We start from the raw sequence: 21,900 nt of genomic DNA on the forward strand, positions 1-21,900 counted from the left end.
CGCCCCTGCCGGTAGTGGCCGCCGGACGAACACTATCGGCAGGAAGCCCGGTCCGGTGCCGGGACCGGGCCCCTGCCCGACGGCTCAGACGCCGCGGAAGCGGTTGATGGCGGCGAGGTGCTTCGCACGCTTCTCGGCGTCGCGGACCCCCAGGCCCTCCTCGGGGGCGAGGGTGAGGACGCCGACCTTGCCCTGGTGGAGGTTGCCCTTGACGTCGCAGGCGGCCTGGCCGACCTCCTCCATGGGGTAAACCTTGGACAGGGTCGGGTGGATCAGGCCCTTGTCGATGAGCCGGTTGGCCTCCCACGCCTCCTTGTAGTTGGCGAAGTGCGAGCCGATGATCCGCTTGAGGTTCATCCAGAGGTAGCGGTTGTCGTAGGAGTGCATGTACCCGGTGGTGGAGGCGCAGGTGACGATCGTGCCGCCCTTCTTCGTCACGTAGACGCTGGCGCCGAACGTGTCGCGGCCGGGGTGCTCGAAGACGATGTCGACGTCGTCGCCGCCGGTCAGCTCGCGGATCTTCTTGCCCAGGCGCTGCCACTCCTTGGGGTCCTGGGTGTCCTCGTCCTTCCAGAAGCAGTACTGCTCGGCGGAGCGGTCGATGACCAGCTCGGCGCCCATCTTCCGCACGATGTCGGCCTTCTCCGGGCTGCTCACCACGCAGACCGGGATGGCGCCGCCGTTGAGGGCCATCTGGGTGGCGTAGGAGCCGAGGCCGCCCGAGGCGCCCCAGATCAGGACGACGTCGCCCTGCTTCATCGCCGCGCCGTTCCTGCTCACCAGCTGGCGGTAGGCGGTGGAGTTGACCAGGCCGGGGGCGGCGGCCTCCTCCCAGGTCAGGTGGCCGGGCTTGGGCATCAGCTGGTTGCTCTTGACGAGCGCCAGCTCGGCCAGCCCGCCGAAGTTGGTCTCGAAGCCCCAGATCCGCTGCTGCGGGTCCATCATCGTGTCGTCGTGGCCGGCCGGGTCCTCCAGCTCCACCGACAGGCAGTGGGCCACGACCTCGTCGCCGGGCTTCCACCTGTTCACCCCCGGGCCCACCCGCAGCACGACGCCGGCCAGATCGGAGCCGACCACGTGGTAGGGCAGGTCGTGCCGCTTGGTCAGCTCCGAGACCCGGCCGTAGCGCTCCAGGAACCCGAACGTGGAGACCGGCTCGAAGATCGACGTCCAGACGGTGTTGTAGTTCACCGAGGAGGCCATCACCGCCACGATCGCCTCGCCCGGGCCCAGCTCCGGGGTGGCCACCTCCTCCACGTGCAGCGACTTGCGCGGGTCCTTGTCCTTGGTGGTCAGGCCCTCGAACATGTCCTGCTCGTCCTTGCGGACCACCACGGCCCGGTAGGACTCCGGCACGGCCAGCCCTCCCACGGCGTCCAGCTGGTCGCTGAGGATGGCGTCCCTGATCTCGTTCACGCGAACTCCTGGGTCATCGTCGGCTCGGAGGCGGTGCGGGTCGGTACGGGTGGCGCGATGTTACCGGTGGGTAACCGGCGAGGCGAGAGCAGTTCAGGAGGCGGGCCGGGGGGCCGGCTCGACCAGCTCCACCAGGACGCCGCCGGCGTCCTTGGGGTGCACGAAGTTCACGCGGCTGCCGGACGTGCCGCGCCGGGGGGTGTCGTAGAGGAGGCGCAGGCCGCGCTCGCGCAGCGTGGCGCCGACCGCCTCGACGTCGTCGACGCGGAAGGCCAGCTGCTGCAACCCCGGGCCGCTGCGACCGATGAACTTCGCGATCGTGGACTCCGGCGTCAGCGGGGCCAGGAGCTGGATCCGGGTGTCGCCGTCGCCCACGGCGAGCATCGCCTCGCGGACGCCCTGCTCCTCGTTCGTCTCCTCGTGCACCGAGTGCACGCCGAAGGCCTGCGCGTAGAAGGCGATCGCCTCGTCCAGGTCGGGCACGGCGATGCCCACGTGGTCGATCGCGGTGAACAGCCCCGGCGGCAGGCCGGGAGGCGCAGTGTGGTTGGTGGTCACGCGGGCATCCTGCCGCTAAGACGTCTGAGACGACACATGGGTGTGGCGCGCGTCACGCGCGGGGACGGGTGTGCCGGAGCCCGGTGGCTCGGCGCACCCGGCGTCCTATCCTGGGAGCAGCCCGGCCCGCGCCGTCCGCGCGGTCGGCCCTGAAGATCCGGTCGCCGGCGTCGGCGGCCCGGCACTGGAGGCCCCATGTCCCGCTCCGTCATCGTCGGTGGCGCCCGCACCCCCATGGGCCGGCTGCTCGGCTCGCTCAAGGACTTCTCCGCGGCCGACCTCGGCGGCATCGCGATCAAGGCGGCGCTGGAGCGGGCGGGGATCTCCGGCGACCAGGTCGAGTACGTCATCATGGGACAGGTGCTGCAGGCCGGCGCCGGCCAGAACCCGGCCCGCCCCGCCGCCGTCGCGGCCGGCATCCCCATGACGGTGCCGGCGATCACCGTGAACAAGGTCTGCCTGTCCGGCCTGAGCGCCATCGCGATGGCCGACCAGCTCATCCGCGCCGGCGAATTCGACATCGTCGTGGCCGGCGGCCAGGAGTCGATGACCCAGGCGCCGCACCTGCTCGCGAACTCGCGCACCGGCACCAAGTACGGCGACACGACGCTGATCGACTCGATGGCCCACGACGGCCTGTCGGACACCTTCGACCAGGTCGCGATGGGCGCGCTCACCGAGCAGGCGAACAGCCGGTACGACCTGACCCGCGAGGAGCAGGACGCCTTCGCCGCGGAGAGCCACCAGAAGGCCGCGCGCGCGGGGAAGAACGGCATCTTCGACGAGGCGATCACCTCGGTCCTCATCCCGCAGCGCAAGGGCGACCCCATCGAGTTCCGCGAGGACGAGGGCGTCCGCGCCGACACCACGGTCGAGACCCTGTCGAGGCTGAAGCCGGCCTTCGCCAAGGACGGCACGATCACCGCCGGCACCGCCTCGCAGATCTCCGACGGTGCCTGCGCCGTCGTGGTGATGAGCGCGGAGAAGGCCGCCGAGCTCGGCATCACGCCGATCGCGGAGATCGGGGCGCACGGCGTCGTGGCGGGGCCGGACGCGACCCTGCAGAGCCAGCCGTCGCGGGCGGTGCAGCGGGCCTGCGAACGCGAGGGCATCGACCCCCAGGACCTGGACCTGGTCGAGTTCAACGAGGCCTTCGCCGCCGTCGCCATCGTCTCGACGCGGGAACTCGGGATCGACCCGGACAAGGTCAACCCCAACGGCGGCGCGATCGCCCTCGGCCACCCGATCGGCATGAGCGGCGCCCGGATCGTGCTGGACGTGGCGCTGGAGCTGCGCCGTCGCGGTGGCGGCGTCGGTGCCGCCGCGCTGTGCGGCGGCGGGGGTCAGGGCGACGCGCTGATCCTGCACGTGCCCGCCGAGGCGTGACCGAGTCCCCGCAGGGAACCGCGATCCAGACGCCCGCCCCCGCCGCCCTCACCGGGCGGCGGGGGCGCCGCGCTGCCGACGTCCCGACGCTGGTCCGGCGGGCACGCGAGGGCGACGCCCGGGCGGTCGCCCGGCTGATCTCCCTGGTGGAGGACGCCAGCCCCGTCCTGCGCGAGGTCGCGGCCGCCCTCGCGCCGCACACCGGCCACGCCCAGGTCCTCGGGCTGACCGGCTCCCCGGGGGTGGGCAAGTCCACCACGACGGCCGCCCTCGTGCGCGCCCTCCGGCAGGCCGGCAAGCGGGTCGGCGTCCTGGCCGTGGACCCCTCGTCGCCGTTCTCCGGCGGCGCGCTGCTGGGTGACCGCGTGCGGATGCAGGACCACGCCGGCGACAGCGGTGTCTACATCCGGTCGATGGCCTCCCGGGGGCACCTCGGCGGCCTCTCCTGGGCCACGCCGCAGGCCCTGCGGGTGCTCGACGCCGCGGGGTGCGACGTGGTGCTGGTCGAGACCGTCGGCGTCGGGCAGTCGGAGCTGGAGATCGCGTCCCTGGCCGACACCACGCTGGTGCTCGTGGCCCCGGGGATGGGCGACGGGATCCAGGCGGCGAAGGCGGGGATCCTCGAGGTCGCCGACGTCTTCGTCGTCAACAAGGCCGACCGGGACGGCGCCGACCAGACCGTCCGCGACCTCCGTTACATGCTCTCCCTCGGTGGGCGGCACTCCGAGGCCGGCCACTGGCGGCCGCCGATCTGCAGGACGGTGGCGTCCCGGGAGACCGACAACGGCATCGACGAGGTGCTGGAGAAGGTCGAGGCGCACCGGCAGTGGCTGGAGTCCTCGGGCGAGGGCCGGCGCCGGCGCAGCGAGCGCGCGGCGCGGGAGATCGAGGCGATCGCGCTCGCCTCGCTGCGGGAGCGCATGGGTGACGTGCACGGCTCGGCGGCCCTCGGCTCGCTGGCCGACTCGGTGGTGGCGGGGGAGACCGACCCGTACCGCGCCGCGGACGAGCTGCTCGCCCAGCTCTGACCTGCGGGCCCGGCGTCGTCCGCCCAGGATGGGCGGATGAGCGCAGCGGTGGGGTGGACCGGGTGAGCGCACGACCCGACGCCGTCGTCGTGGGCGCCGGACCGAACGGGCTGGCCGCCGCCCTCCGGCTGGCCGCGGCCGGTCTGCGGGTGCAGGTGGTGGAGGCGGCCGGGCGTCCCGGTGGCGGCATGCGCACCGAGGAGCTCATGCGTCCGGGCTACGTCCACGACGTCTGCTCGATCGTGCAACCCATGGCGGCCGCGGCGCCGTTCTTCCGCGAGTTCGACCTGGAGAGTCGCGGGGTCCGCCTGGTGCACCCCGAGATCAACTTCGCCCATCCGCTCGACGGCGGCCGGGCGTCGGTCTCCCACCGGTCGCTCGAGCGGACGGCGGCCGGTCTGGGCGAGGACGGGCCGGCCTACCGCCGGCTGTTCGGACCGCTGGTCGAGCACGGCACCGACGTCGTGGACTTCTTCCTCACCAGCCGGTTGCGCCGGCTGCCCACGCGAAGCGTGCCGCAGATCGTCTCCTTCGGCTTGAACGGACTGCCCAACGTGCGGTGGCTGGCGCACCGGTACTTCGACACAGAGGAGGCGCGAGCGCTCCTGGGCGGCGCCGCCGCGCACGGCATGCTCGACCTGAGCCAGCCGCTGACGTCGGCGCTGGGGATGCTGCTCACGATGCTGTCCCACCACGTCGGATGGCCGCTGATCGAGGGCGGATCGCAGAAACTGGCCGACGCGATGGTGACCGCGCTGGAGGAGCAGGGCGGCGAGGTCGTGACGGGGCACGAGGTCACCGACCTGCGGGAGTTCGACGGGATCCCCGCCGTGCTGCTCGACACGACTCCCGAGGCCTTCGTCGCGATGGCCGGCGAGCGGGTGCACGAGGGCTACCGCCGCTGGGTGTCCCGGTACCGCCACGGAGCGGGCGTCTTCAAGATCGACTGGATCCTCTCCGAGCCGGTGCCCTGGACCCATCCCGACGTCCGCCGGGCCGGCACCATCCACGTCGCCGGCACCCTGGACGAGACGATCGCGGGAGAGCGGGCGCCCAACCAGGGGCGGCTCACCGACCGGCCCTACGTCCTCGCCGTCCAGCCGACGGTGCCCGACCCCACCCGGGCGCCGGACGGCGGGCACATCCTCTGGGCGTACGTGCACGTCCCGCACGGCGCCGACGTCGACATGACCGAGGCCATCGAGAACCAGATCGAGCGCTTCGCGCCCGGATTCCGCGACACCGTGGTGGAGCGGTACACCAAGGACGCTGTCCAGATGGAGCGGTGGAACCCCAGCTACCTCGGCGGCGACATCTCCAACGGGCAGGCCACCCTGCGCCAGATGCTGGCCCGCCCGGTGCCCCGCTGGAACACCTACAAGACGCCGGTGCGCGGGGTGTATCTCGCCTCGGCCGCCACGCCTCCCGGGCCCGCGGTCCACGGAGCGTGCGGCGACAACGCCGCGCAGGTCGCCCTGCGTGAGGTGTTCGGCCTCCGATCGGTGCCGCCCCTGCGCCCGCCCCTGCACTGACCTCGGTACGAGGCGGGGCCGTCTCGTTTCTCCTTCCGGCTCGTGTCAGAGTGAGGCGTGGAGCCGGGAGCCGCGCCGCCGAGGCTCCGCGGCCGGGGCTCCCCCGTTCCGGGGCCGGCACGGCTGGCGCTGGCGGTGCTGCTGGCCGTGGTGGCCGCATTCTTCGTCTCCACCCTCCCGCGGGTCAGGGCGGCCGCGGGGTTCCGGCCGGCGGGGTTCGATCCGTGGCTGGACGGCTGGCTGCAGGGCGGCGGATACGTCACGGCGGCAGTGCTGGCACTCCTGCGTCCCCTCTCCTCCCCGGTGGACCGCGCCATCTGGGCCTGGCTGGCCGCGGCCGTCGCGGCGCGGGCCCTGGGTTTCCTGCTCTTCCTCGCCTACGTCCGGCGGCAGGACCCGCTGCCGTACCCGTCGGTGGCCGACGCCGCCTGGCTGGCGATGTACGTCTTCCTGCTGGTCGGTCTCGTGCAGCTGGCCAGGCGCCGGACCCGGCGCCTGTCGGCGCTGCTCCTGCTCGACGCCGCCGTGGGGGTGCTCGCCGCCGCCGCGCTCGCCGTGTCGCTGCTGTACCGGACCGTCCTGTCGCTGGCCGCACCCGGGACACCCGACGCGGCGGTCGTCGTCAACCTCGCCTATCCCGTGCTGGACCTGATGCTGCTCGTAGCCTTCGTCGGCGTGCTCCTCGCCTACGAGTGGCGTCCGCCACCGGCCGCCTGGGCACTGGCGATCGGGGTGGTCGGGTTCGCCGTGGTCGACGGCGTCTTCGTCTACCAGTCGGCGGCGGGGACGTTCCGCCCGGGAACGATGCTGTCGTCGGGCTCGATGGCCGTCACGGCGCTGGTCGCGGTGGCCGGCTGGCTGCCCGACGGTTCCCGCGCCGGCCGGCGCGAGCCGATGCCGAACGTCGTGCTCCCCGGGATCTTCGCCCTGGTCTGCCTGGCGGTGCTGGTCTTCGCCACGCAACGGGACGTCCCGGCGCTGGGGGTCGTCCTCGCCGGTGCCGGTGTGGTGGTGGCCATCGCACGCACCGGGCTCTCCTTCCGCGCCCTCCGGTCCCTCGCCGAGCACCGCCGGGAGGCGCGGGCCGACGACCTGACCGGACTGGCCAACCGGCGGGCCTTCAACGAGGTCCTCGAGCGCTCACTGGCGCGCCGCCCGGACGACCGCCACCTGGCGCTGCTGATCGTGGACCTGGACGACTTCAAGGCCGTCAACGACTCGCTCGGGCACCACTACGGGGACGAGCTGCTGCGGCTGGCCGCCCCGCGCATCCAGCAGGCCGTGCGCAGCGGTGACGTCGTGGCCCGCGTCGGGGGCGACGAGTTCGCCGTGCTCCTCGCCGACGCCGACGGTCCGCTCGCGGTACGGATCGCCGAGCGGCTGCGAGCCGGCTTCCGGCGTCCGTTCCAGCTGGGATCGCGGTCCCTCGTGATCGCGCCGAGCGTCGGCATCGCGCTGGTTCCCGACGACGGCCGCGAGCCGGTCGAACTGCTCCAGCACGCCGATCTGGCGATGTACGAGGCGAAGGCCACGCGCACCGGCCACGCGCTCTTCCGGCGGGAGCTGCATCCCTCGAGCCGGATGCGCCTGGAGACCACCGAGCGGCTGCGCCGGGCCATCGAGGACGGCGAGGTCGTCGTGCACTACCAGCCCCAGGTGTCGCTCCGGACCGGAGCGGTGACAGGGGTGGAGGCCCTGGCCCGGTGGCAGCGTCCCGACGTCGGTCTCGTGCCGCCGAGCGGTTTCCTCCAGCAGGTGGAGAGCGGAGGGCTCATGCCACTGCTCACCGGTGTGGTGCTGGCGGAGGCGGTCCGGCAGGGCGCCGCCTGGGCGGCGGCGGGCCGGCAGCTGACCGTGGCGGTCAACCTGTCGGTCACCAACCTGCTCGATCCCGGGTTCCCCGATCAGGTGGTGCACCTGCTCGCCACGTCCGGCCTGCCGTACGGAGCGCTGGAGCTCGAGCTCACCGAGGACCTCTTCATGGCCGACCCGGCGCGGGCACGCACGGCGATCGCCGCTCTGCTGGACGCGGGGGTGTCGCTGGTGGTCGACGACTACGGCACCGGCTTCTCGTCGCTCGGTTACCTCCGCGACCTCCGCGACATCCGTGGACTCAAGCTCGACCGGTCCTTCGTCACGCACATGGACGCCGATCCGCGGGCCGCGGCGATCGTGGAGTCGACGGTGAACCTGGCCCATTCCCTCGGCATGCACGTCGTCGCGGAGGGCGTGGAGACGCCGGCGGTCCGTGACCGGCTCGGCGAGCTCCGCTGCGAACTGGCGCAGGGGTTCCTGTTCTCGGAGCCGCGCCCGGCCGGCGACCTGGACCTGGATGTCGCGCCGGGGGTCCGTCCCGGCCCGCCGTGAGCCGGACCGGACCGGGACGGGCCGGGCGTCAGGCGATGCGGCGGGCGAGGTTGTGACCCTCCATGTCCACTGAGCGCTGCGCGACGCCGGTCTCCTCGCTGCCGGCATCGACCATCTGGCCGTGGCCGACGTAGATGCCGACGTGGCTGGTCGGCTCGTAGAACAAGTCCGGGTCGCCCGGCTGCAGATCGGCCCGCGCGACCGGGGTGCCCATCCCGGACTGACCGCGGCTGGAGTGCGGCAGCTCGATGCCCGCCGAGCGGTAGGCGTACTGGGTCAGGCCCGAGCAGTCGTAGCTGTCCGGTCCCGCCGTGGCCCGCTCGCCGGGCGGGCCCTCATGGGGGCAACACCGCTCCGGGGCTGCGGCGGTACCGGTCGGGGCCACCTTCGTCGGGCGACGACCACCCGGCCGGCTTCGCGACCGCACGAAGCCCCTGGGCCGGTCGCGACCGGCAGGTCGTCATGTCGGGACGTCGACTCCTCGACATGCCGCCGGATGTCCCGTCATCGGGCGCCCCTGGCGCGCTATGTGATCTCGGTCACCCGGCGCGGGACGTCGGTCGTCCGGGGAAGGAGAGGACCACCTGACCGGCTGCCCGCTCCCTCCGGGCGAGGGCGAGGAGGACCGACGGCCCCTCGTCCACCGGCACGACGTCCGTGACCACGTGCCGGCGCAGCGCCGCACCGTGCGCGACGAGGAGGTCTGCCGTCTCCCCGGCGAGGCGGTACCGGTCCCAGCTGCCGGCGAAGCCGCGGGGCACCCGCGCGATCTGGGCGCACCGGATCGTCAGCCCGTTGTGGTGGAACTCTTCGCCGAGACGCAGCTCGGACCCGCCGTCCTGGTAGAACGCCAGATCGATGACGGCGCCCTGCGGGCGGAGGCTGCGCAGGGCCTCGTGCAGGACGGCGGCGCGCCCGCGGCACTGGAACACCAGGTCCGCGCCGCGGTCGCCGGGGCCGTGCACCCAGCGGTCCTTGCACCACCGCCACGCGGAGTCGGCGTCCACCGCCTGCAGCCCCAGGGCGGTGGCCGTGGCCCGGCGAGCGAGGTCGGGATCGGCGACCGCGACGTCACCCGCCCCGTGGTGGGCCGCGAAGAGCGCCGTCAGCAACCCCACGACCCCCGCGCCGGTGACCAGGACCGTCCGTCCCCGGACGCCGTCCCCGAGCGCCGACGCCGCCGTGCCGCCGAACTCCGCCGTCGCGTGGAGGAGGCCGTTGGCGCAGATCGGCCCCATCTGGGCCAGGTAGATCGCGAGGACGGGGTCGAGGTCGGCGGGAACGGGCACGACCACGTCCTGCGGGGCGAGGACGTGGTGCGAGCGGTGTCCGTAGGCGGCGGCCACCAGGCCGCCGACGGGGAGGTCGGGGCGGCGGCTGTCCACCACCTCGGCGACCTCCATGTAACCCATCGCGCGGAGCGGGTACCGGCGGGACCCGGCGCCGGGCACGAAGACGCCGAGATCGGGATCGCGCCGGGCGGTGAAGGCGGGATCGGTGCCCTTCACGTAGGCGAGTTCCGTGCCCGCCGACACGCCGCTGTAGAGCGTCCGGACCGACGCGCCACCCGCAGGCACCTCGGGCAGCGCGGAGTCGAAGATCGCCGGCTCGTAGGGGGCCCGCACCCCCAGCGACCGGCACTCAGTCATCGTTCCCGCCGAGAGGCATGCAGACCGGCTCGCCGTCGCGCGCGGAGCGGTCCGCGGCCCAGGCGAGAGCGTGCGTGCGCACGGCCTCCGCGTACGGGACCCGTGCCCGGGGGACCAGCCCGCGCAGGACGTCGAGGAACTCGCGGTCCTCGTCGGCGACGGGGTCCTGGCCGGAGGTCACGACCCGCTCGCCGTCCCCGCCCGCCACCCGCAGGTCGTGGTCGGTCAGCGAGCGCTCGCCCAACTCCACCGCGATGCCGTCCGCGAGGAGCTGCACGCCGACCCGGTGGCGCCGGCCCAGCAGGCGGGTGCAGGAGATGGAGCCGACCGCTCCGGACGAGAAGCGCAGAACCGTCGTCGCGGCGACCGGGACGTCGCGCCCCGGGGCGCCGGCCCGCGCGCCGGCCTCGGCGGAGTGGACGACGTCCACCTCGCCCACGAGGACCCGGGCGAGGTCGAAGATGTGCGTGGTCTGCTCGAGGACCTGACCGCCGGACCGGGCGCGATCGGACCACCACGGTGCCGCGGGTGTCGCATCGAGCCAGTACCCGAGCAGCAGCTGCGCCGGGGAGCCGGCGAGGACCCGCTCCGCCTCGCGCACCACCCCCAGGTGACGCCAGTGGTAGCCGACGGCCGTGGGGAGCCCCCGCGCGCGGACCGACTCCGCGATGCCGACCGCCGTGGCGAGGTCGTGAGCGAGCGGCTTCTCGACGAAGAAGGGCAGCGAGCGGTCGACCGCCGCCTGCTCCAGCGGCCCGTGGGCGAACGGCGGGACGCACAGCCAGACGGCGTCGAGCTCCTCGCTCTCCAGCAGGGCGACCCCGTCGTGGTAGCCGCGCGCGCCGAACCGTGCCGCCGCCGCATCGGCCCGGTCGGGGACGGCGTCGGCCACGGCGACGACGTCCACATCCGGGAAGGACGCGAGCGCGGCCAGGTGCCGGCCGGCGATGAAACCGGTTCCGACGCACCCCACGCGCAACCGGGTCATGTGCGCGCCGCCGCGGCGGGCAGCCGCGGCCCACCCAGGGCCTCGTCGTACACCGCCAGCGTCTCGGTCGCCATGCGGTGGGCGGTGAACCGCTCGAGGTAGCGGCGGCACCCCGCCTCGCCGTACCGCCTGCGCCGCTGTGGATCGGAGAGCAGTTCCGCGACGGCGGCAGCCAGGGCCCGGGGGTCACCCGGTGGTGTGAGGGTGCCGGTCTCGCCGTCGGCGACCACCTCCGCGGTCCCGAGGACGTCGGTCGCGACGACCGGCAGGCCGGCCTGCATCGCCTCCAGGACGGCGAGCGGCATGCCCTCGTGGCGGGACGGGAACACGAACACGTCGGCGGCGTCGATCAGCAGCCGGGCGTCGCTGCGATGCCCCGGGAGGCGCACGGCGTCCCCGACCCCGAGGTCGGCCGCCCGGCGGACGAGGTCGTCGCGCAGGTGGCCCTCGCCGAGCACGACGACCGAGAGCCCCGGGAACCGGGTTGCCAGCTCCGGCGTGGCCTCGACCAGGTAGCGCTGTCCCTTCTGCTCCGTGAGCCGCCCGACGGTCATCACCACGAGCTGATCGGGATCGAGGCCGAGCGCCGCTCGTGCCGCACAGCGGCCCGGACCCCGTCCCCGGGCGGTGATGCCGTTGGGGACGGTCGTGAGCGACGCGGTCGGCACCCCCGCTCGCTCGTAGGTCCGCCGTTGCGCGTCCGAGACGGCGATGAGCCGGTCCACCGGGGTGATCGCACGGAGCAGAGCGGCGCGCTTGGCCGGGTGCCGGAGCAGCCACGGCTGGTGCAGCGTCTGCACGACCAGCGGGACCCGTGCCCGGCGGGCCGCGCGCGCGCCATCGAAGTTCTCCCGGCCGGTGCCGACGTGGATGTGGAAGACGTCCGCGGGATGGCGTGCCAGGAAGTCGACGATCGTGTCCCCGAAGGCCGGGTCGCGCGGCCGGGGCAGCGCCGTGGTCCGCACACCGAGGCCCGCGGCCCGGTCGAGCAGGCACCGGCCACCTTCGGTCGGCCGGCAGAGCAGCGAGACGTCCGCCACCGGCCGGTATGCGGCGGCGAGCGCGAGCATGTGCTCGCCCATCCCCGCGGGGTCGGACGACGGCGTGTACAGGCAGATCCGACGGAATCGGCGCCGGCACGCGTCGGCACGGGGCGGGCCGGCGGGCTCCGGCGCCAGGGCCGGCAGAAGCCGCAAGGGGGTCGCACCGTGCGCCCTCGTCGACATACCACCTCCGCCACCGTCCGACCGGTAGACAGGTGCCGGCGGCCAGCGGGGGGTGAAGTCGCTGGTGCGGACCCTCGCCCGCATGGTGCCTGCGGCCGTTTCCGCTGCCAACGGGTTCCGTCGCGGCCGGCGATCGCCGGCGGGCGGTGGTCCGAGGGCCGTCGCGGCGGGACGACCGTCGACGGGCCTGGCATCCGCCCCGGTAGTTTCGGGCGCATGGTCCGACCGCTGGGGTTGCCCTTCGACCCCATCGAGCGCGCCGGCCAGGCCTGGGAGCAGCGGTTCGGCCCGGCATCGGCGATGCGCGCGGCGACGTCGGTGTTCCGGGTCCAGCAGATCCTGCTGGCACGATTCGACGAGGCCCTCAAGCCGCACCGGCTGACCTTCGCCCGCTACGAGGTGCTGGTTCTGCTCACCTTCAGTCGCACCGGGGAGCTGCCCCTCAAGGTCATCGGCAGCCGGCTGATGGTCCACCCGACGAGCGTCACCAACGCGATCGACCGGCTGGTGGCGGCCGGCTACGTCGAGCGTCGCCCCAACCCCGCGGACGGGCGCGGTGTCCTGGCCCGGATCACCGATCCCGGCCGCTCCGTCGTGGAGGGCGCCACCGCCGCGCTGACGAGCCTCGACTTCGGCCTCGGCGACGTGCCCGAGGACGAGCGGACGGTGCTCTTCGACATCCTGCGCAAGGTACGGATCGGCGCGGGGGACGTCGCCGACCCGACCTGACCGGGCGGTCGACGGAACTTAGTTGGACGTCCTACTATCTGTCCATGACGGACGACGCCCGGCAGCGGTGGCAGCAGCGGTACGACGCGGCCCTGGCCGCCGGCAAGGTGCGGGACGCCGACTTCACGACGCTGTCCGGTGTCGAGGTGGCACCGGTGTACGGCCCGGCCGACGAGTCGGCCGTCCCCGGCTTCGAGCGCATCGGCTATCCCGGTGAGTTCCCGTTCACGCGTGGTCTGCACGCCACCGGCTACCGCGGCCGGGCGTGGACGATCCGCCAGTTCGCCGGGTTCGGGAACGCCAAGCAGACCAACGAGCGCTACAAGATGATCCTGGCCGAGGGCGGCGGCGGCCTGAGCGTCGCCTTCGACATGCCCACCCTCATGGGCCGCGACTCCGACGACCCGCGCAGCCTGGGCGAGGTCGGGCACTGCGGCGTCGCGATCGACAGCGCGACCGACATGGACGAGCTCTTCGACGGCATCGCGCTCGAGACCACGACGACGTCGATGACGATCAGCGGGCCGGCCGTCCCCGTCTTCTGCATGTACCTCGTCGCCGCCGAGCGCCAGGGCGCCGACGTCGGACGGCTCAACGGCACCCTGCAGACCGACATCTTCAAGGAGTACATCGCGCAGAAGGAGTGGCTGTTCGCTCCCGAGCCGCACCTGCGGCTGATCGGCGACCTGATGGAGTACTGCGCGGAGAACATCCCGGCCTACAAGCCGATCAGCGTCTCGGGTTACCACATCCGCGAGGCCGGCTCGACCGCGGCGCAGGAGCTCGCCTACACGCTCGCCGACGGCTTCGCCTACGTGGAACTCGGCCTCTCCCGTGGCCTGGACATCGAGACGTTCGCCCCGGGCCTGTCCTTCTTCTTCGACGCGCACATCGACTTCTTCGAGGAGATCGCCAAGTTCCGCGCCGCGCGCCGGATCTGGGCCCGCTGGCTGCGCGACGTGTACGGCGCGACGACCGAGAAGGCGCAGCAACTCCGGTTCCACACCCAGACGGCCGGGGTCAGCCTCACCGCCCAGCAGCCGGACAACAACATCGTCCGGACGGCGGTCGAGGCCCTGGCCGCGGTGCTGGGCGGCACCCAGTCGCTGCACACCAACGCGCTCGACGAGGTGCTGGCCCTGCCCAGCGCCAAGGCCGCCCAGATCGCGCTGCGCACGCAGCAGGTGATCGCCGAGGAGACCGGCGTCATGAACGTCGCCGACCCGCTCGGCGGCGCGTGGTACGTGGAGGCCCTCACCGACGAGCTCGAGCGGCAGGCGGAGGAGATCTTCACCCGCATCAAGGACATGGGGACCGACGGCACCATGACCAGCGGCATCCTCCGCGGCATCGAGGACGGCTGGTTCACGGGGGAGATCGCCGAGGCCGCGTTCGTCTACCAGCGGGCCCTGGAGAAGGGCGACAAGAAGGTGGTCGGCGTCAACACGCTCACCGGCTCGGTCGACGCCCACGACACCCTCGAGATCCTGCGCGTGAGCCACCAGGTCGAGATCGACCAGAAGGCCGAGCTCGCGGAACGCCGTCGGCGGCGCGACGACGCGGCGGCCCGTGCGGCGGTGCAGCGCATGGTCGAGGTGGCCCGCACCGACCAGAACATGGTGCCGGCGATGCTGGACGCCGTGCGCGCCGAGGCCACGCTCGGCGAGATCTGCGACGCCCTGCGCACGGAGTGGGGCAGCTACACCGAACCCGCGCGGTTCTGACGGCCCGGCCCAGCGGGGGCCGGAGGCTCCCCGAGGCCGGGCCGGGAGATCGCCTGCGGAAGCCGGGACGGCACCCGCTGCGGTACGGAAGGCGAGCCGCCCCGCGAGGCGGACCGACGAGTTGAGCCCGGAGGGTCCGGCGAGGAGGGCCGGAAAGGGCTCCACGCCGGTCGGGGACGCCCCGTGGCCGCGGTCGGAGCCCGGAGGGCGACAATGAGCACATGCAGCCCACGCGTCCCGGACGTCCCGACCCGCGCGCCGCAGCGCAGCAGGCCCAGATGGCCGCAGCGATGGCCGGCGCCGTCGACCTCGCCGCCGTCAAGGCGCGCTCCGAGGCCGCCGCCCGCGCACAGGCCGCCCCACCACCCAGCGCGAGTGCTCCGGCGGGTGCGCCGGGGGCGGCGGTCGTCGACGTCACGGAGGCCACCTTCCAGGCCGAGGTCCTCGACCGCTCCTTCCAGGTGCCGGTCGTCCTCGATCTCTGGGCGGAGTGGTGCGGCCCGTGCAAGCAGCTCTCCCCGGTGCTGGAGCGGCTGGCGACCGAGGGCGGCGGCTCCTGGGTACTGGCCAAGGTGGACGTCGACGCCAACCCGGCCCTGGCCCAGGGGTTGCGCGTGCAGGGCATCCCGGCGGTCAAGGCGGTCTGGCAGGGGCAGCTGGTCGCCGAGTTCAGCGGCGCGATCCCGGAGGAGCAGGCCCGCCAGTTCGTCACCGAGCTGGTACGGGCCACGACCGGGGGCGCGATCCCGGGCGCCGGCCCCGGGGAGGAGCCGGCGGACGACCCGCGGCTGGACGCCGCGGAGGCGGCGCTCGAGCGCGGTGACCTCGCCGCGGCGGAGGCGGCGTACCAGGCCATCCTCGACGCCGAGCCCGACCACCCGGAGGCCGCGCTCGCGCTCCGGCAGGTGCGGCTGTTCCGCCGGGCCGACGAGGCCGGGCCGGACGCCCTGGCCGCCGCCGACGCCGCCCCCGAGGACGTCGCGGCGCAGACCCGTGCCGCCGACTTCCTGCTGGGCACGGGCAACATCGAGGCCGCGTTCGACCGGTTGCTCGACGTCGTCCGGCGCACCTCCGGCGAGGACCGCGACCGGGCGCGCGCACACCTGCTGGAGCTGTTCGCGGTCGTCGGGGACGACGACCCGCGCGTGGGCGCGGCCCGGCGCCAGCTCATGGCCGCGCTCTTCTGAAGAAGGACCCCGTCCTCCCCAACCTTCGCAAGCTCAGGTCGGGGCCCGGGACGGGGCCTAGATGCCGACGTCGCAGGCGCTGACGCCGTCGACGAAGCCGCCACGGAAGATGTCGACGAGCTGGAAGCCGGAGAGGTCGGCCGCCCCCAGGACGTCCGGCTGGACGCCGTACTCCAGCAGGAACAGCACGCTCTCGTCGAGGTCCCCCGGCGAGATCAGGGCACCGGGGACCTTGCGGTTGTAGACCTGTGCGCTGAACCAGCCTGTCAGGCAGACCGCGGACCGCAGGGCGTCGGGGTCGGCGGGGTCGAGGCCCAGCTGGTCGCGTGCGCCCAGCGCGTACGGGATGGCGATCGCGGTGGCCACCGCGAAGTCGCCGAGCCGGTAGGCGTCCGTGGTGAGGTCCCGCTCGTCGTAACCGACGAGGTTCCCGTCGGCGCAGTACACCAGGTCGCGGTCGTCGGGCGCGCAGTCCGGAGCGGTGCCCTCGAACGCCTCGATCGGGGGCGGGTCGAAGCGCTGGCCGAAGACCTCGCTGAAGGCGCGCTCCCAGAAGGCGGGCAGTGCCCCCTCGACCAGTTCGACGAGGTCCCCGTAGGGCAGGTTGCCCTGGCGCCGGAAGTCGGCGTCGGTCGTGAACTGGCCCTGGGTGAAGACCCGGTCCGGGCCGAAGTTGTCCCGGCAGGCGGTGGCGCCGTCGTCGAACCCCTCCTGGAACGCCGAGGCCCGGTCGAAGTAGGAGCCGTGCGCCGACTCCGCCGCCGAGCTGGTGCCCACCGGGTCGCGCAGCTGGAAGTACCCGCGCAGCAGTTCGTCGAGCTCCGGGGCCCGGAGCCGGGAGTGCTCGGCCTCGCCCTCGGCGACCCATCGGGTCCACGCGCCCGCCAGACAGTCGGCCTGGGTCTCGGTGGCGATCGACGACTCGGGCAGGCCCACCCTGGCCTGCACCGCGTGCCCGAACTCGTGCGCCATGACCATCGCCGGGATGAAGCGGCCGAACTGGTCGGCCAGCTCGGCGAGGAAGGCCCGGTCGTAGGTGATGGCGTCGGAGTTGGGCGCGTCGGGAGCCTGGCAGTAGAACGCGTTGTTCTCCGCCTCCAGCGGCTGGGCGCCGCACCCCACGCCCTGGGGGAACTCCCCGGGGTCCACGTTGCCGGGGTCGACGCTGAAGTAGCCGCCCTGCAGGGGACGGAACTTTTGCCCGAAGACCTCCGGAAGCTGCTCGGACCAATAGGTCTCGAGGTCGGCCAGTGCGTTGCGGGCGAGCACGTCCACGGGCTCGTCGGTGGCGCCCTGCACGGTCACCTCACCGCCGGCGGTGTCGCGCACGGGTGGTTCGACGACAGTGGGCCGGCCGATGACCACCGTCGCGCAGCCGCTCAGGCAGAGGACGCCGACCAGGATCGGCACGGCGGCTCGTGCACGGCGCCGGAGCAGATGGTCCATGCCTGCTCCTTCGGCGCCCCGGCGGCTCCGCAAACCCCGGCGCCGTCGCGCGCGTCCGGAGAGTGGCGCCGGCGGGCATGCGGCCGCGCCCGGGGGCTCGTCACGGGCATGCGGGCCCGGAGGGACGGGTTCCTCCGGGCCCGTCCGGGAGTCCCCTCAGCGCTCGAGCTCGCAGGCCTCCCCGCCCTCGAGGAAGCCGGTGCGGAAGGCCCCGACCAGCTCGAACCCGGAGGCGTCGGTGTTCGGGAACACCTGGTCGTCCACCCCGTAGGTGAGCAGGAACTGCACCGCCTCGTCGATGTCGCCGGGGCTGATCGAGACACCGGGGAGGGTCTCGGCGAAGGCGTCGTTGTACCACTGGGCCTCGTACCAGCCGGTCAGGCAGACGGCCGACCGGGTGGCCGCACCGTCGTCGGTGGACAGCCCCGCCTGATCGCGGACGGCCAGGGAGTAGGGGAGCGCGAGCGCGGTCGTCAGGGCGAAGTCGCCGATCTCCTCGTAGGCCGGCGCGGCGAGGTCGGTCTCGTCGACGTACACGGTGAAGTCCTCCGGGCAGTAGCCGAGGTCGCGGTCCCGGAGGGGCTCGCAGTCCGGCGCCGTCCCCTCGAACCCCTCGACGGCCGGTGGCTCGAAGTCGGTGCCGAACGCGGCCGGGAACACCTCCGACCAGAACTGCGGCAGGGTCGTGCCGACCCAGTCCACGATCAGGTCGAACGCCGCGTTGCCCTGGCTCAGGTACTCCCGGTCGCTGGCGAACGTGGCCGCGGTGAACAGCCGGTCCTCGCCGAAGTCGTCGCGACAGGGCTGCACCCCGCCGTCGAATCCCTCGTAGAACGCCGACACGCGGTCGAAGTAGGAGCCGTGCGCCTGGGTGTCGTCGGGGTCGCTGCCCACGTCGTCCCGGAGGAGCAGGAACCCCCGGATCACGTCGTCGAGCTCCGGCGTCCGGATGGACACGTGCTCCGACTCGCCCGCCGCCACCCAGGCCGTCCACGCCCCGGCCAGGCAGTCGGCCTGGGTCTCGTCCTGGATGCCGCGCTCCGAGAAACCGAACCGGCCCTGCATGGCGTGGCCGAACTCGTGCGCCATGACGACGGGGACCAGGAAGCGGCCGTAGTCGGCGGAGAGCTCCTCCAGCAGCGCCCGGTCGTAGGCGATGAGGTCGCATTCGGGGTCGTAGAAGGCGTTGCCGGCCACCGAGTCGGGCGAGGTGGGCGAGCCCGGGCAGCCGATGCCGGTGGCGGGGTAGGCGTCCTCGTCGACGGCGTCCGAGTCGACCGAGAAGTAGCCACCCCGCAGGGGGGTGAACTCGTCGTCGAAGTACTCCGGGTAGGCCGACTCCCAGAACGTGTTGAGGTCGGCGAGGGCATTGCGCGCGAACTGGTCGATCGGCTCGTCGCTGACCCCGGTGATGGGGAAGTCCTCGGGGGGCACGTCGACCGGTTCACCGGGGCCGGGCGAGGCCTGGCCGGGGACGACCTCGGTGGCGCACCCGGCGAGCAGCAGCGCGACGGCGGCGGCGGCGGGCAGGGCGCGGCGCAGGACCGGCGTCATCCGGACTCGTCCCCCTGTCTGGTGCACCGGCTGTCCCTGGAGCGGCCGGCGCCTCGGCGGCCGCTCCAGGATGCCGGTCGGACGCCCTCCGCGGGGTCGTCGGCCGCGCCCCGCGGCCGGCGACCCCGCGGAGGGCAGGGGGCTCAGCCCTCGTGCAGGAACCAGACCGTGCCCAGCGGCGGAGCGGCCAGGGTGGCCGAGTACGGCTGTCCGTGCCAGGGCTCGGGCTCGGCCTCGATGCCGCCGAAGTTGCCCACGCCGGAGCCGCCGTAGCCCTCGGCGTCGGTGTTGAGGACCTCGCGCCAGCGCCCTCCCCGGGGCAGCCCGATCCGGTAGCCGTGGTGCGGCGTGCCGGCGAAGTTGACCACGCACGCCAGGGCCGTGCCGACGCCGTGCTCGGCCGGCTTGCCGTACCGGAGGAACGACAGCACGTTCCCGGTGGCGTCGTTGGCGTCGATCCACTGGAAGCCCGCGGGATCGACGTCCTGCGACCACAGCGCGTCGAGCTCCTTGTAACGGCTGTTGAGGTCGGTCACCAGCTGCAGGACCCCGCGGTGGGCCGGGTCGTCGAGGTGCCACCAGTCCAGCGAGCGGCTCTCGGCCCACTCGGCGTCCTGGGCGAACTCCGAGCCCATGAACAGCAGCTGCTTGCCGGGGTGCGCCCACATGTAGGCGAGGTAGGCCCGCAGGTTCGCCAGTTGCTGCCAGCGGTCCCCGGGCATCTTCCGCAGCAGGGAGCCCTTGCCGTACACGACCTCGTCGTGGCTGATCGGCAGGACGTAGTTCTCCGAATAGGCGTAGATCATCGAGAACGTCAGCTGGCCGTGGTGGTAGCTGCGGTACACCGGCTCGCGCTCCACGTACGCCAGCGAGTCGTGCATCCAGCCCATGTTCCACTTGAAGCCGAACCCCAGGCCCCCGAGGTGGGTGGGGCGGGTGACCCCCGGCCACGCCGTGGACTCCTCCGCGACGGTGATGACGCCGGGGACCTCGCGGTAGACGGTCGCGTTCATCTCCTGCAGGAAGGCCACGGCCTCGAGGTTCTCCCGGCCGCCGTACTGGTTGGGCGTCCACTGGCCCTCGGCCCGGGAGTAGTCGAGGTAGAGCATCGAGGCGACGGCGTCGACGCGGACGCCGTCGACGTGGAACTCCTCGCACCAGTACAGGGCATTGGCGACCAGGAAGTTGCGCACCTCGGGGCGGCCGAAGTCGAACACGTAGGTGCCCCAGTCCATCTGCTCGCCGCGCCGGGGGTCGGCGTGCTCGTAGAGCGGGGTGCCGTCGAAGCGGGCCAGCGCCCACTCGTCCTTAGGGAAGTGGGCGGGGACCCAGTCCACGATGACGCCGATGCCGGCCTGGTGGGCGCGGTCGATCAGGTAGCGGAGGTCGTCGGGGCTGCCGTAGCGGGCGGTGGGGGCGTAGTAGGAGGTGACCTGGTAGCCCCACGAGCCGCCGAACGGGTGCTCGGCCAGCGGCATGAACTCGATGTGGGTGAAACCGGCCCCCACGACGTAGTCGACGAGCTCGTCGGCCATCTCGCGGTAGGACAGCCCCTGCCGCCACGACCCGGCGTGCACCTCGTAGACGCTCATCGGCCGCTCGTGCCAGCCCCCGGCGGCGCGCTCGGCCAGCCAGGCGTCGTCGTTCCACTGGTGGTCGGACTCCGTGACGACCGAGGCGTTGAGCGGCGGCACCTCGGTGGCGAAGGCCAGCGGGTCCGACTTCTCCCGCCAGGTGCCGTCGGCACCGAGGACGTGGTAGCGGTACCGGCTGCCGACCTGCACGCCGGGGACGAAGATCTCCCAGACCCCCGAGGAGCCCAGCGACCGCATCGGGTAGGCGCGGGCTTGCCAGTAGTCGAAGTCGCCGGTGACCTTCACGCCACGGGCGTTGGGCGCCCACACCGCGAACGAGACGCCTTCGACCGCTCCGCCCGGGGTGTCGTAGCGCCGGACGTGTGCGCCCAGCACCTCCCAGAGCCGCTCGTGCCTGCCCTCGCGGATCAGGTGCTGGTCGAACTCGCCGAGGGTGGGCAGCCAGCGATAGGGGTCGTCGACGGTGAACGTGTTCGTGCCGCCCTGACCGTCGGGGTACACGACCTCGATGCGGTAGTCGCCGGGCTGGTGGGGCAGCTGCGCCTCGTAGATGCCGCCGCCGTGCAGCTGCCGGGCCTCGTAGCGCGATCCGTCCTGGTCGAGGACGGCCACCGCGACGGCGTCGGGCCGCAGGGTGCGCACGACCCAGCCCGCACCGGTGCGGTGGGCCCCGAGCACGCCGTGGGGGTCGTAGGACCAGCCCTCCACGACCGCACGGAGGTCGTCGTCGCTGACCTCGCGCGCGTGCGGGGAGGGCGTGGCCGGCGCCACGTCGGGCGTGCCCCCCGGTGCGGGCGACGGTGCGGTCGCGGCCTCCGCGGCCCGGTCGTCGGCGGGGACCTGCGGGGTGCTGGGCTCGGCCGGGTCGGGACTGGGCGCCTCCGGCTGGGGGGCGGGCGCACCCGACGGGTCCCCGGGTTCGGCGATCGGTGCGGGCGCGACCACGGGGGTGGCCGTGGTCTCCTCGGCCGGTCCCTCGTCGGGTCGGTTGACGGCGTCGGGCCGCTCCTCCAGCTGGACCGGTGCGGCCACGGTAGAGGGGGCCGTCCTCTTCGCGGCGGTCTTCCTGGGCGTCGTCGCCTTCGTCGCGGCCGCCGCCTTCGACGCGGCCTTCGACGCGGCCTTCTTCGCCGTCTTCTTCGCGGCCGGCGCCGTCGTGTCCGGTGTGGTCGTGTCCGGTGTGGTCGTGTCCGGTGTGGTCGTGTCCGGTGTGGTCGTGTCCGGTGTCGCCGTGTCCCGTGTCGTCGCGGCCGCGGGCATCTCGGCCACGGTCCCGGTGGGGGCGGCCTTCTCGGGTGCGGCCTTCTTGGCCGGCGCCTTCTTGGCGGCGGCGCGCTTGGTGGCCTTCCTGGCGGGGGCCGCGTTCACGACGGGGTCGGTACCGGCGGCGGCCTCCGCGGCGGCCACCCGTTCCTCGACGGCACGCTGGAGGTCGTCCTTGCCGGCCACCGGCGCGTTCCCGGCGTCCGCGTTGCCCGGGGTGGTGCCTCGGTCGTCGGTCGTCATCGTCTCGCC

At 73.5% G+C, this 21,900-nt stretch carries 16 protein-coding genes; 7 read left to right on the forward strand and 9 right to left on the reverse strand.

Annotation, left to right across the window (positions count from 1 at the left end):
- Positions 1-84: 84 nt before the first annotated feature.
- A complete protein-coding gene (gene ccrA, locus ACFSHS_RS03230) occupies positions 85-1,416 on the reverse strand; it encodes a crotonyl-CoA carboxylase/reductase (RefSeq protein ID WP_376871624.1) in 1,332 nt (443 codons plus the stop codon).
- Between the two features lie 93 nt (positions 1,417-1,509).
- Positions 1,510-1,974, reverse strand: a complete 465-nt coding sequence (gene mce, locus ACFSHS_RS03235) for a methylmalonyl-CoA epimerase (RefSeq protein WP_376871626.1) — start codon at positions 1,972-1,974, stop codon at positions 1,510-1,512.
- A 195-nt stretch (positions 1,975-2,169) separates the two neighbouring features.
- Between mce and ACFSHS_RS03240 the strand changes: the two genes are divergently transcribed.
- The 4 genes from ACFSHS_RS03240 (at position 2,170) to ACFSHS_RS03255 (ending at position 8,287) form a co-directional block, all read left to right on the forward strand.
- Positions 2,170-3,360, forward strand: a complete 1,191-nt coding sequence (locus ACFSHS_RS03240; RefSeq protein WP_376871629.1) for an acetyl-CoA C-acetyltransferase — start codon at positions 2,170-2,172, stop codon at positions 3,358-3,360.
- Entirely contained in the window at positions 3,357-4,388 is a 1,032-nt protein-coding gene (gene meaB, locus ACFSHS_RS03245; RefSeq protein WP_376871631.1) for a methylmalonyl Co-A mutase-associated GTPase MeaB, read from the forward strand. The genes ACFSHS_RS03240 and meaB overlap by 4 nt, the downstream gene beginning before the upstream one ends.
- 62 nt (positions 4,389-4,450) lie before the next feature.
- Positions 4,451-5,920 carry a phytoene desaturase family protein gene (locus ACFSHS_RS03250; protein ID WP_376871633.1) on the forward strand — a complete coding sequence of 490 codons (1,470 nt, stop codon included), beginning with the start codon at positions 4,451-4,453 and terminating at the stop codon, positions 5,918-5,920.
- A 57-nt stretch (positions 5,921-5,977) separates the two neighbouring features.
- A complete protein-coding gene (locus tag ACFSHS_RS03255) occupies positions 5,978-8,287 on the forward strand; it encodes a putative bifunctional diguanylate cyclase/phosphodiesterase (protein WP_376871636.1) in 2,310 nt (769 codons plus the stop codon).
- A 28-nt stretch (positions 8,288-8,315) separates the two neighbouring features.
- On the opposite strand, the gene ACFSHS_RS03260 is transcribed toward ACFSHS_RS03255, so the two are convergent.
- The 4 genes from ACFSHS_RS03260 to ACFSHS_RS03275 all read right to left on the reverse strand — a co-directional run bounded on the left by ACFSHS_RS03260 (position 8,316) and on the right by ACFSHS_RS03275 (position 12,006).
- Complete coding sequence (locus tag ACFSHS_RS03260) at positions 8,316-8,672, reverse strand: C40 family peptidase (protein ID WP_376871639.1); 357 nt, start codon at positions 8,670-8,672, stop codon at positions 8,316-8,318.
- Positions 8,673-8,826: 154 nt separating this feature from the next.
- Entirely contained in the window at positions 8,827-9,936 is a 1,110-nt protein-coding gene (locus ACFSHS_RS03265) for a zinc-dependent alcohol dehydrogenase (RefSeq protein ID WP_376871642.1), read from the reverse strand.
- Positions 9,929-10,924, reverse strand: coding sequence for a Gfo/Idh/MocA family protein (locus tag ACFSHS_RS03270; RefSeq protein ID WP_376871645.1), 996 nt, complete (start codon positions 10,922-10,924; stop codon positions 9,929-9,931). The genes ACFSHS_RS03265 and ACFSHS_RS03270 overlap by 8 nt, the downstream gene beginning before the upstream one ends.
- Positions 10,921-12,006, reverse strand: a complete 1,086-nt coding sequence (locus ACFSHS_RS03275; protein ID WP_376871647.1) for a glycosyltransferase family 4 protein — start codon at positions 12,004-12,006, stop codon at positions 10,921-10,923. Before ACFSHS_RS03275 ends, ACFSHS_RS03270 begins: the two co-directional genes overlap by 4 nt.
- Positions 12,007-12,366: 360 nt before the next feature.
- On the opposite strand from ACFSHS_RS03275, the gene ACFSHS_RS03280 reads away from it, so the two are divergent.
- From ACFSHS_RS03280 to ACFSHS_RS03290, 3 genes are all read left to right on the forward strand, one after another.
- Complete coding sequence (locus ACFSHS_RS03280; RefSeq protein WP_376871650.1) at positions 12,367-12,879, forward strand: MarR family winged helix-turn-helix transcriptional regulator; 513 nt, start codon at positions 12,367-12,369, stop codon at positions 12,877-12,879.
- 44 nt (positions 12,880-12,923) lie between these two features.
- On the forward strand, positions 12,924-14,603 hold the full coding sequence (locus ACFSHS_RS03285; RefSeq protein WP_376871653.1) for an acyl-CoA mutase large subunit family protein: 1,680 nt from the start codon (positions 12,924-12,926) through the stop codon (positions 14,601-14,603).
- 221 nt (positions 14,604-14,824) lie between these two features.
- Positions 14,825-15,790 (forward strand): tetratricopeptide repeat protein, encoded by a 966-nt coding sequence (locus tag ACFSHS_RS03290; protein ID WP_376871656.1) that lies wholly within the window; start codon positions 14,825-14,827, stop codon positions 15,788-15,790.
- A 57-nt stretch (positions 15,791-15,847) separates the two neighbouring features.
- Here the strand turns inward: ACFSHS_RS03290 and ACFSHS_RS03295 are convergent, their stop codons facing one another.
- From ACFSHS_RS03295 to glgB, 3 genes are all read right to left on the reverse strand, one after another.
- Positions 15,848-17,236, reverse strand: a complete 1,389-nt coding sequence (locus ACFSHS_RS03295; protein WP_376871659.1) for a neutral zinc metallopeptidase — start codon at positions 17,234-17,236, stop codon at positions 15,848-15,850.
- 156 nt (positions 17,237-17,392) lie between these two features.
- Positions 17,393-18,790: a neutral zinc metallopeptidase gene (locus ACFSHS_RS03300; protein WP_376871662.1), complete on the reverse strand. Its 1,398-nt coding sequence runs from the start codon at positions 18,788-18,790 to the stop codon at positions 17,393-17,395.
- A gap of 143 nt (positions 18,791-18,933) precedes the next feature.
- On the reverse strand, positions 18,934-21,891 hold the full coding sequence (gene glgB, locus ACFSHS_RS03305; protein ID WP_376871664.1) for a 1,4-alpha-glucan branching protein GlgB: 2,958 nt from the start codon (positions 21,889-21,891) through the stop codon (positions 18,934-18,936).
- Positions 21,892-21,900: the final 9 nt, after the last annotated feature.

The organism is Blastococcus deserti (genome assembly GCF_042682525.1).
GTDB lineage: Bacteria > Actinomycetota > Actinomycetes > Mycobacteriales > Geodermatophilaceae > Blastococcus_B > Blastococcus_B deserti.

Coding starts and splice junctions, on each gene's coding strand:
- ACFSHS_RS03240 (WP_376871629.1), top strand. CDS start 2,170: ATGTCCCGCTCCGTCATCGTCGGTGGCGCCCGCACCCCCATGGGCCGG.
- ACFSHS_RS03265 (WP_376871642.1), bottom strand. CDS start 9,936: ATGACTGAGTGCCGGTCGCTGGGGGTGCGGGCCCCCTACGAGCCGGCG.
- ACFSHS_RS03270 (WP_376871645.1), bottom strand. CDS start 10,924: ATGACCCGGTTGCGCGTGGGGTGCGTCGGAACCGGTTTCATCGCCGGC.
- ACFSHS_RS03275 (WP_376871647.1), bottom strand. CDS start 12,006: ATGGGCGAGCACATGCTCGCGCTCGCCGCCGCATACCGGCCGGTGGCG.
- ACFSHS_RS03280 (WP_376871650.1), top strand. CDS start 12,367: ATGGTCCGACCGCTGGGGTTGCCCTTCGACCCCATCGAGCGCGCCGGC.
- ACFSHS_RS03285 (WP_376871653.1), top strand. CDS start 12,924: ATGACGGACGACGCCCGGCAGCGGTGGCAGCAGCGGTACGACGCGGCC.
- ACFSHS_RS03290 (WP_376871656.1), top strand. CDS start 14,825: ATGCAGCCCACGCGTCCCGGACGTCCCGACCCGCGCGCCGCAGCGCAG.
- ACFSHS_RS03295 (WP_376871659.1), bottom strand. CDS start 17,236: ATGGACCATCTGCTCCGGCGCCGTGCACGAGCCGCCGTGCCGATCCTG.
- ACFSHS_RS03300 (WP_376871662.1), bottom strand. CDS start 18,790: ATGACGCCGGTCCTGCGCCGCGCCCTGCCCGCCGCCGCCGCCGTCGCG.
- glgB (WP_376871664.1), bottom strand. CDS start 21,891: ATGACGACCGACGACCGAGGCACCACCCCGGGCAACGCGGACGCCGGG.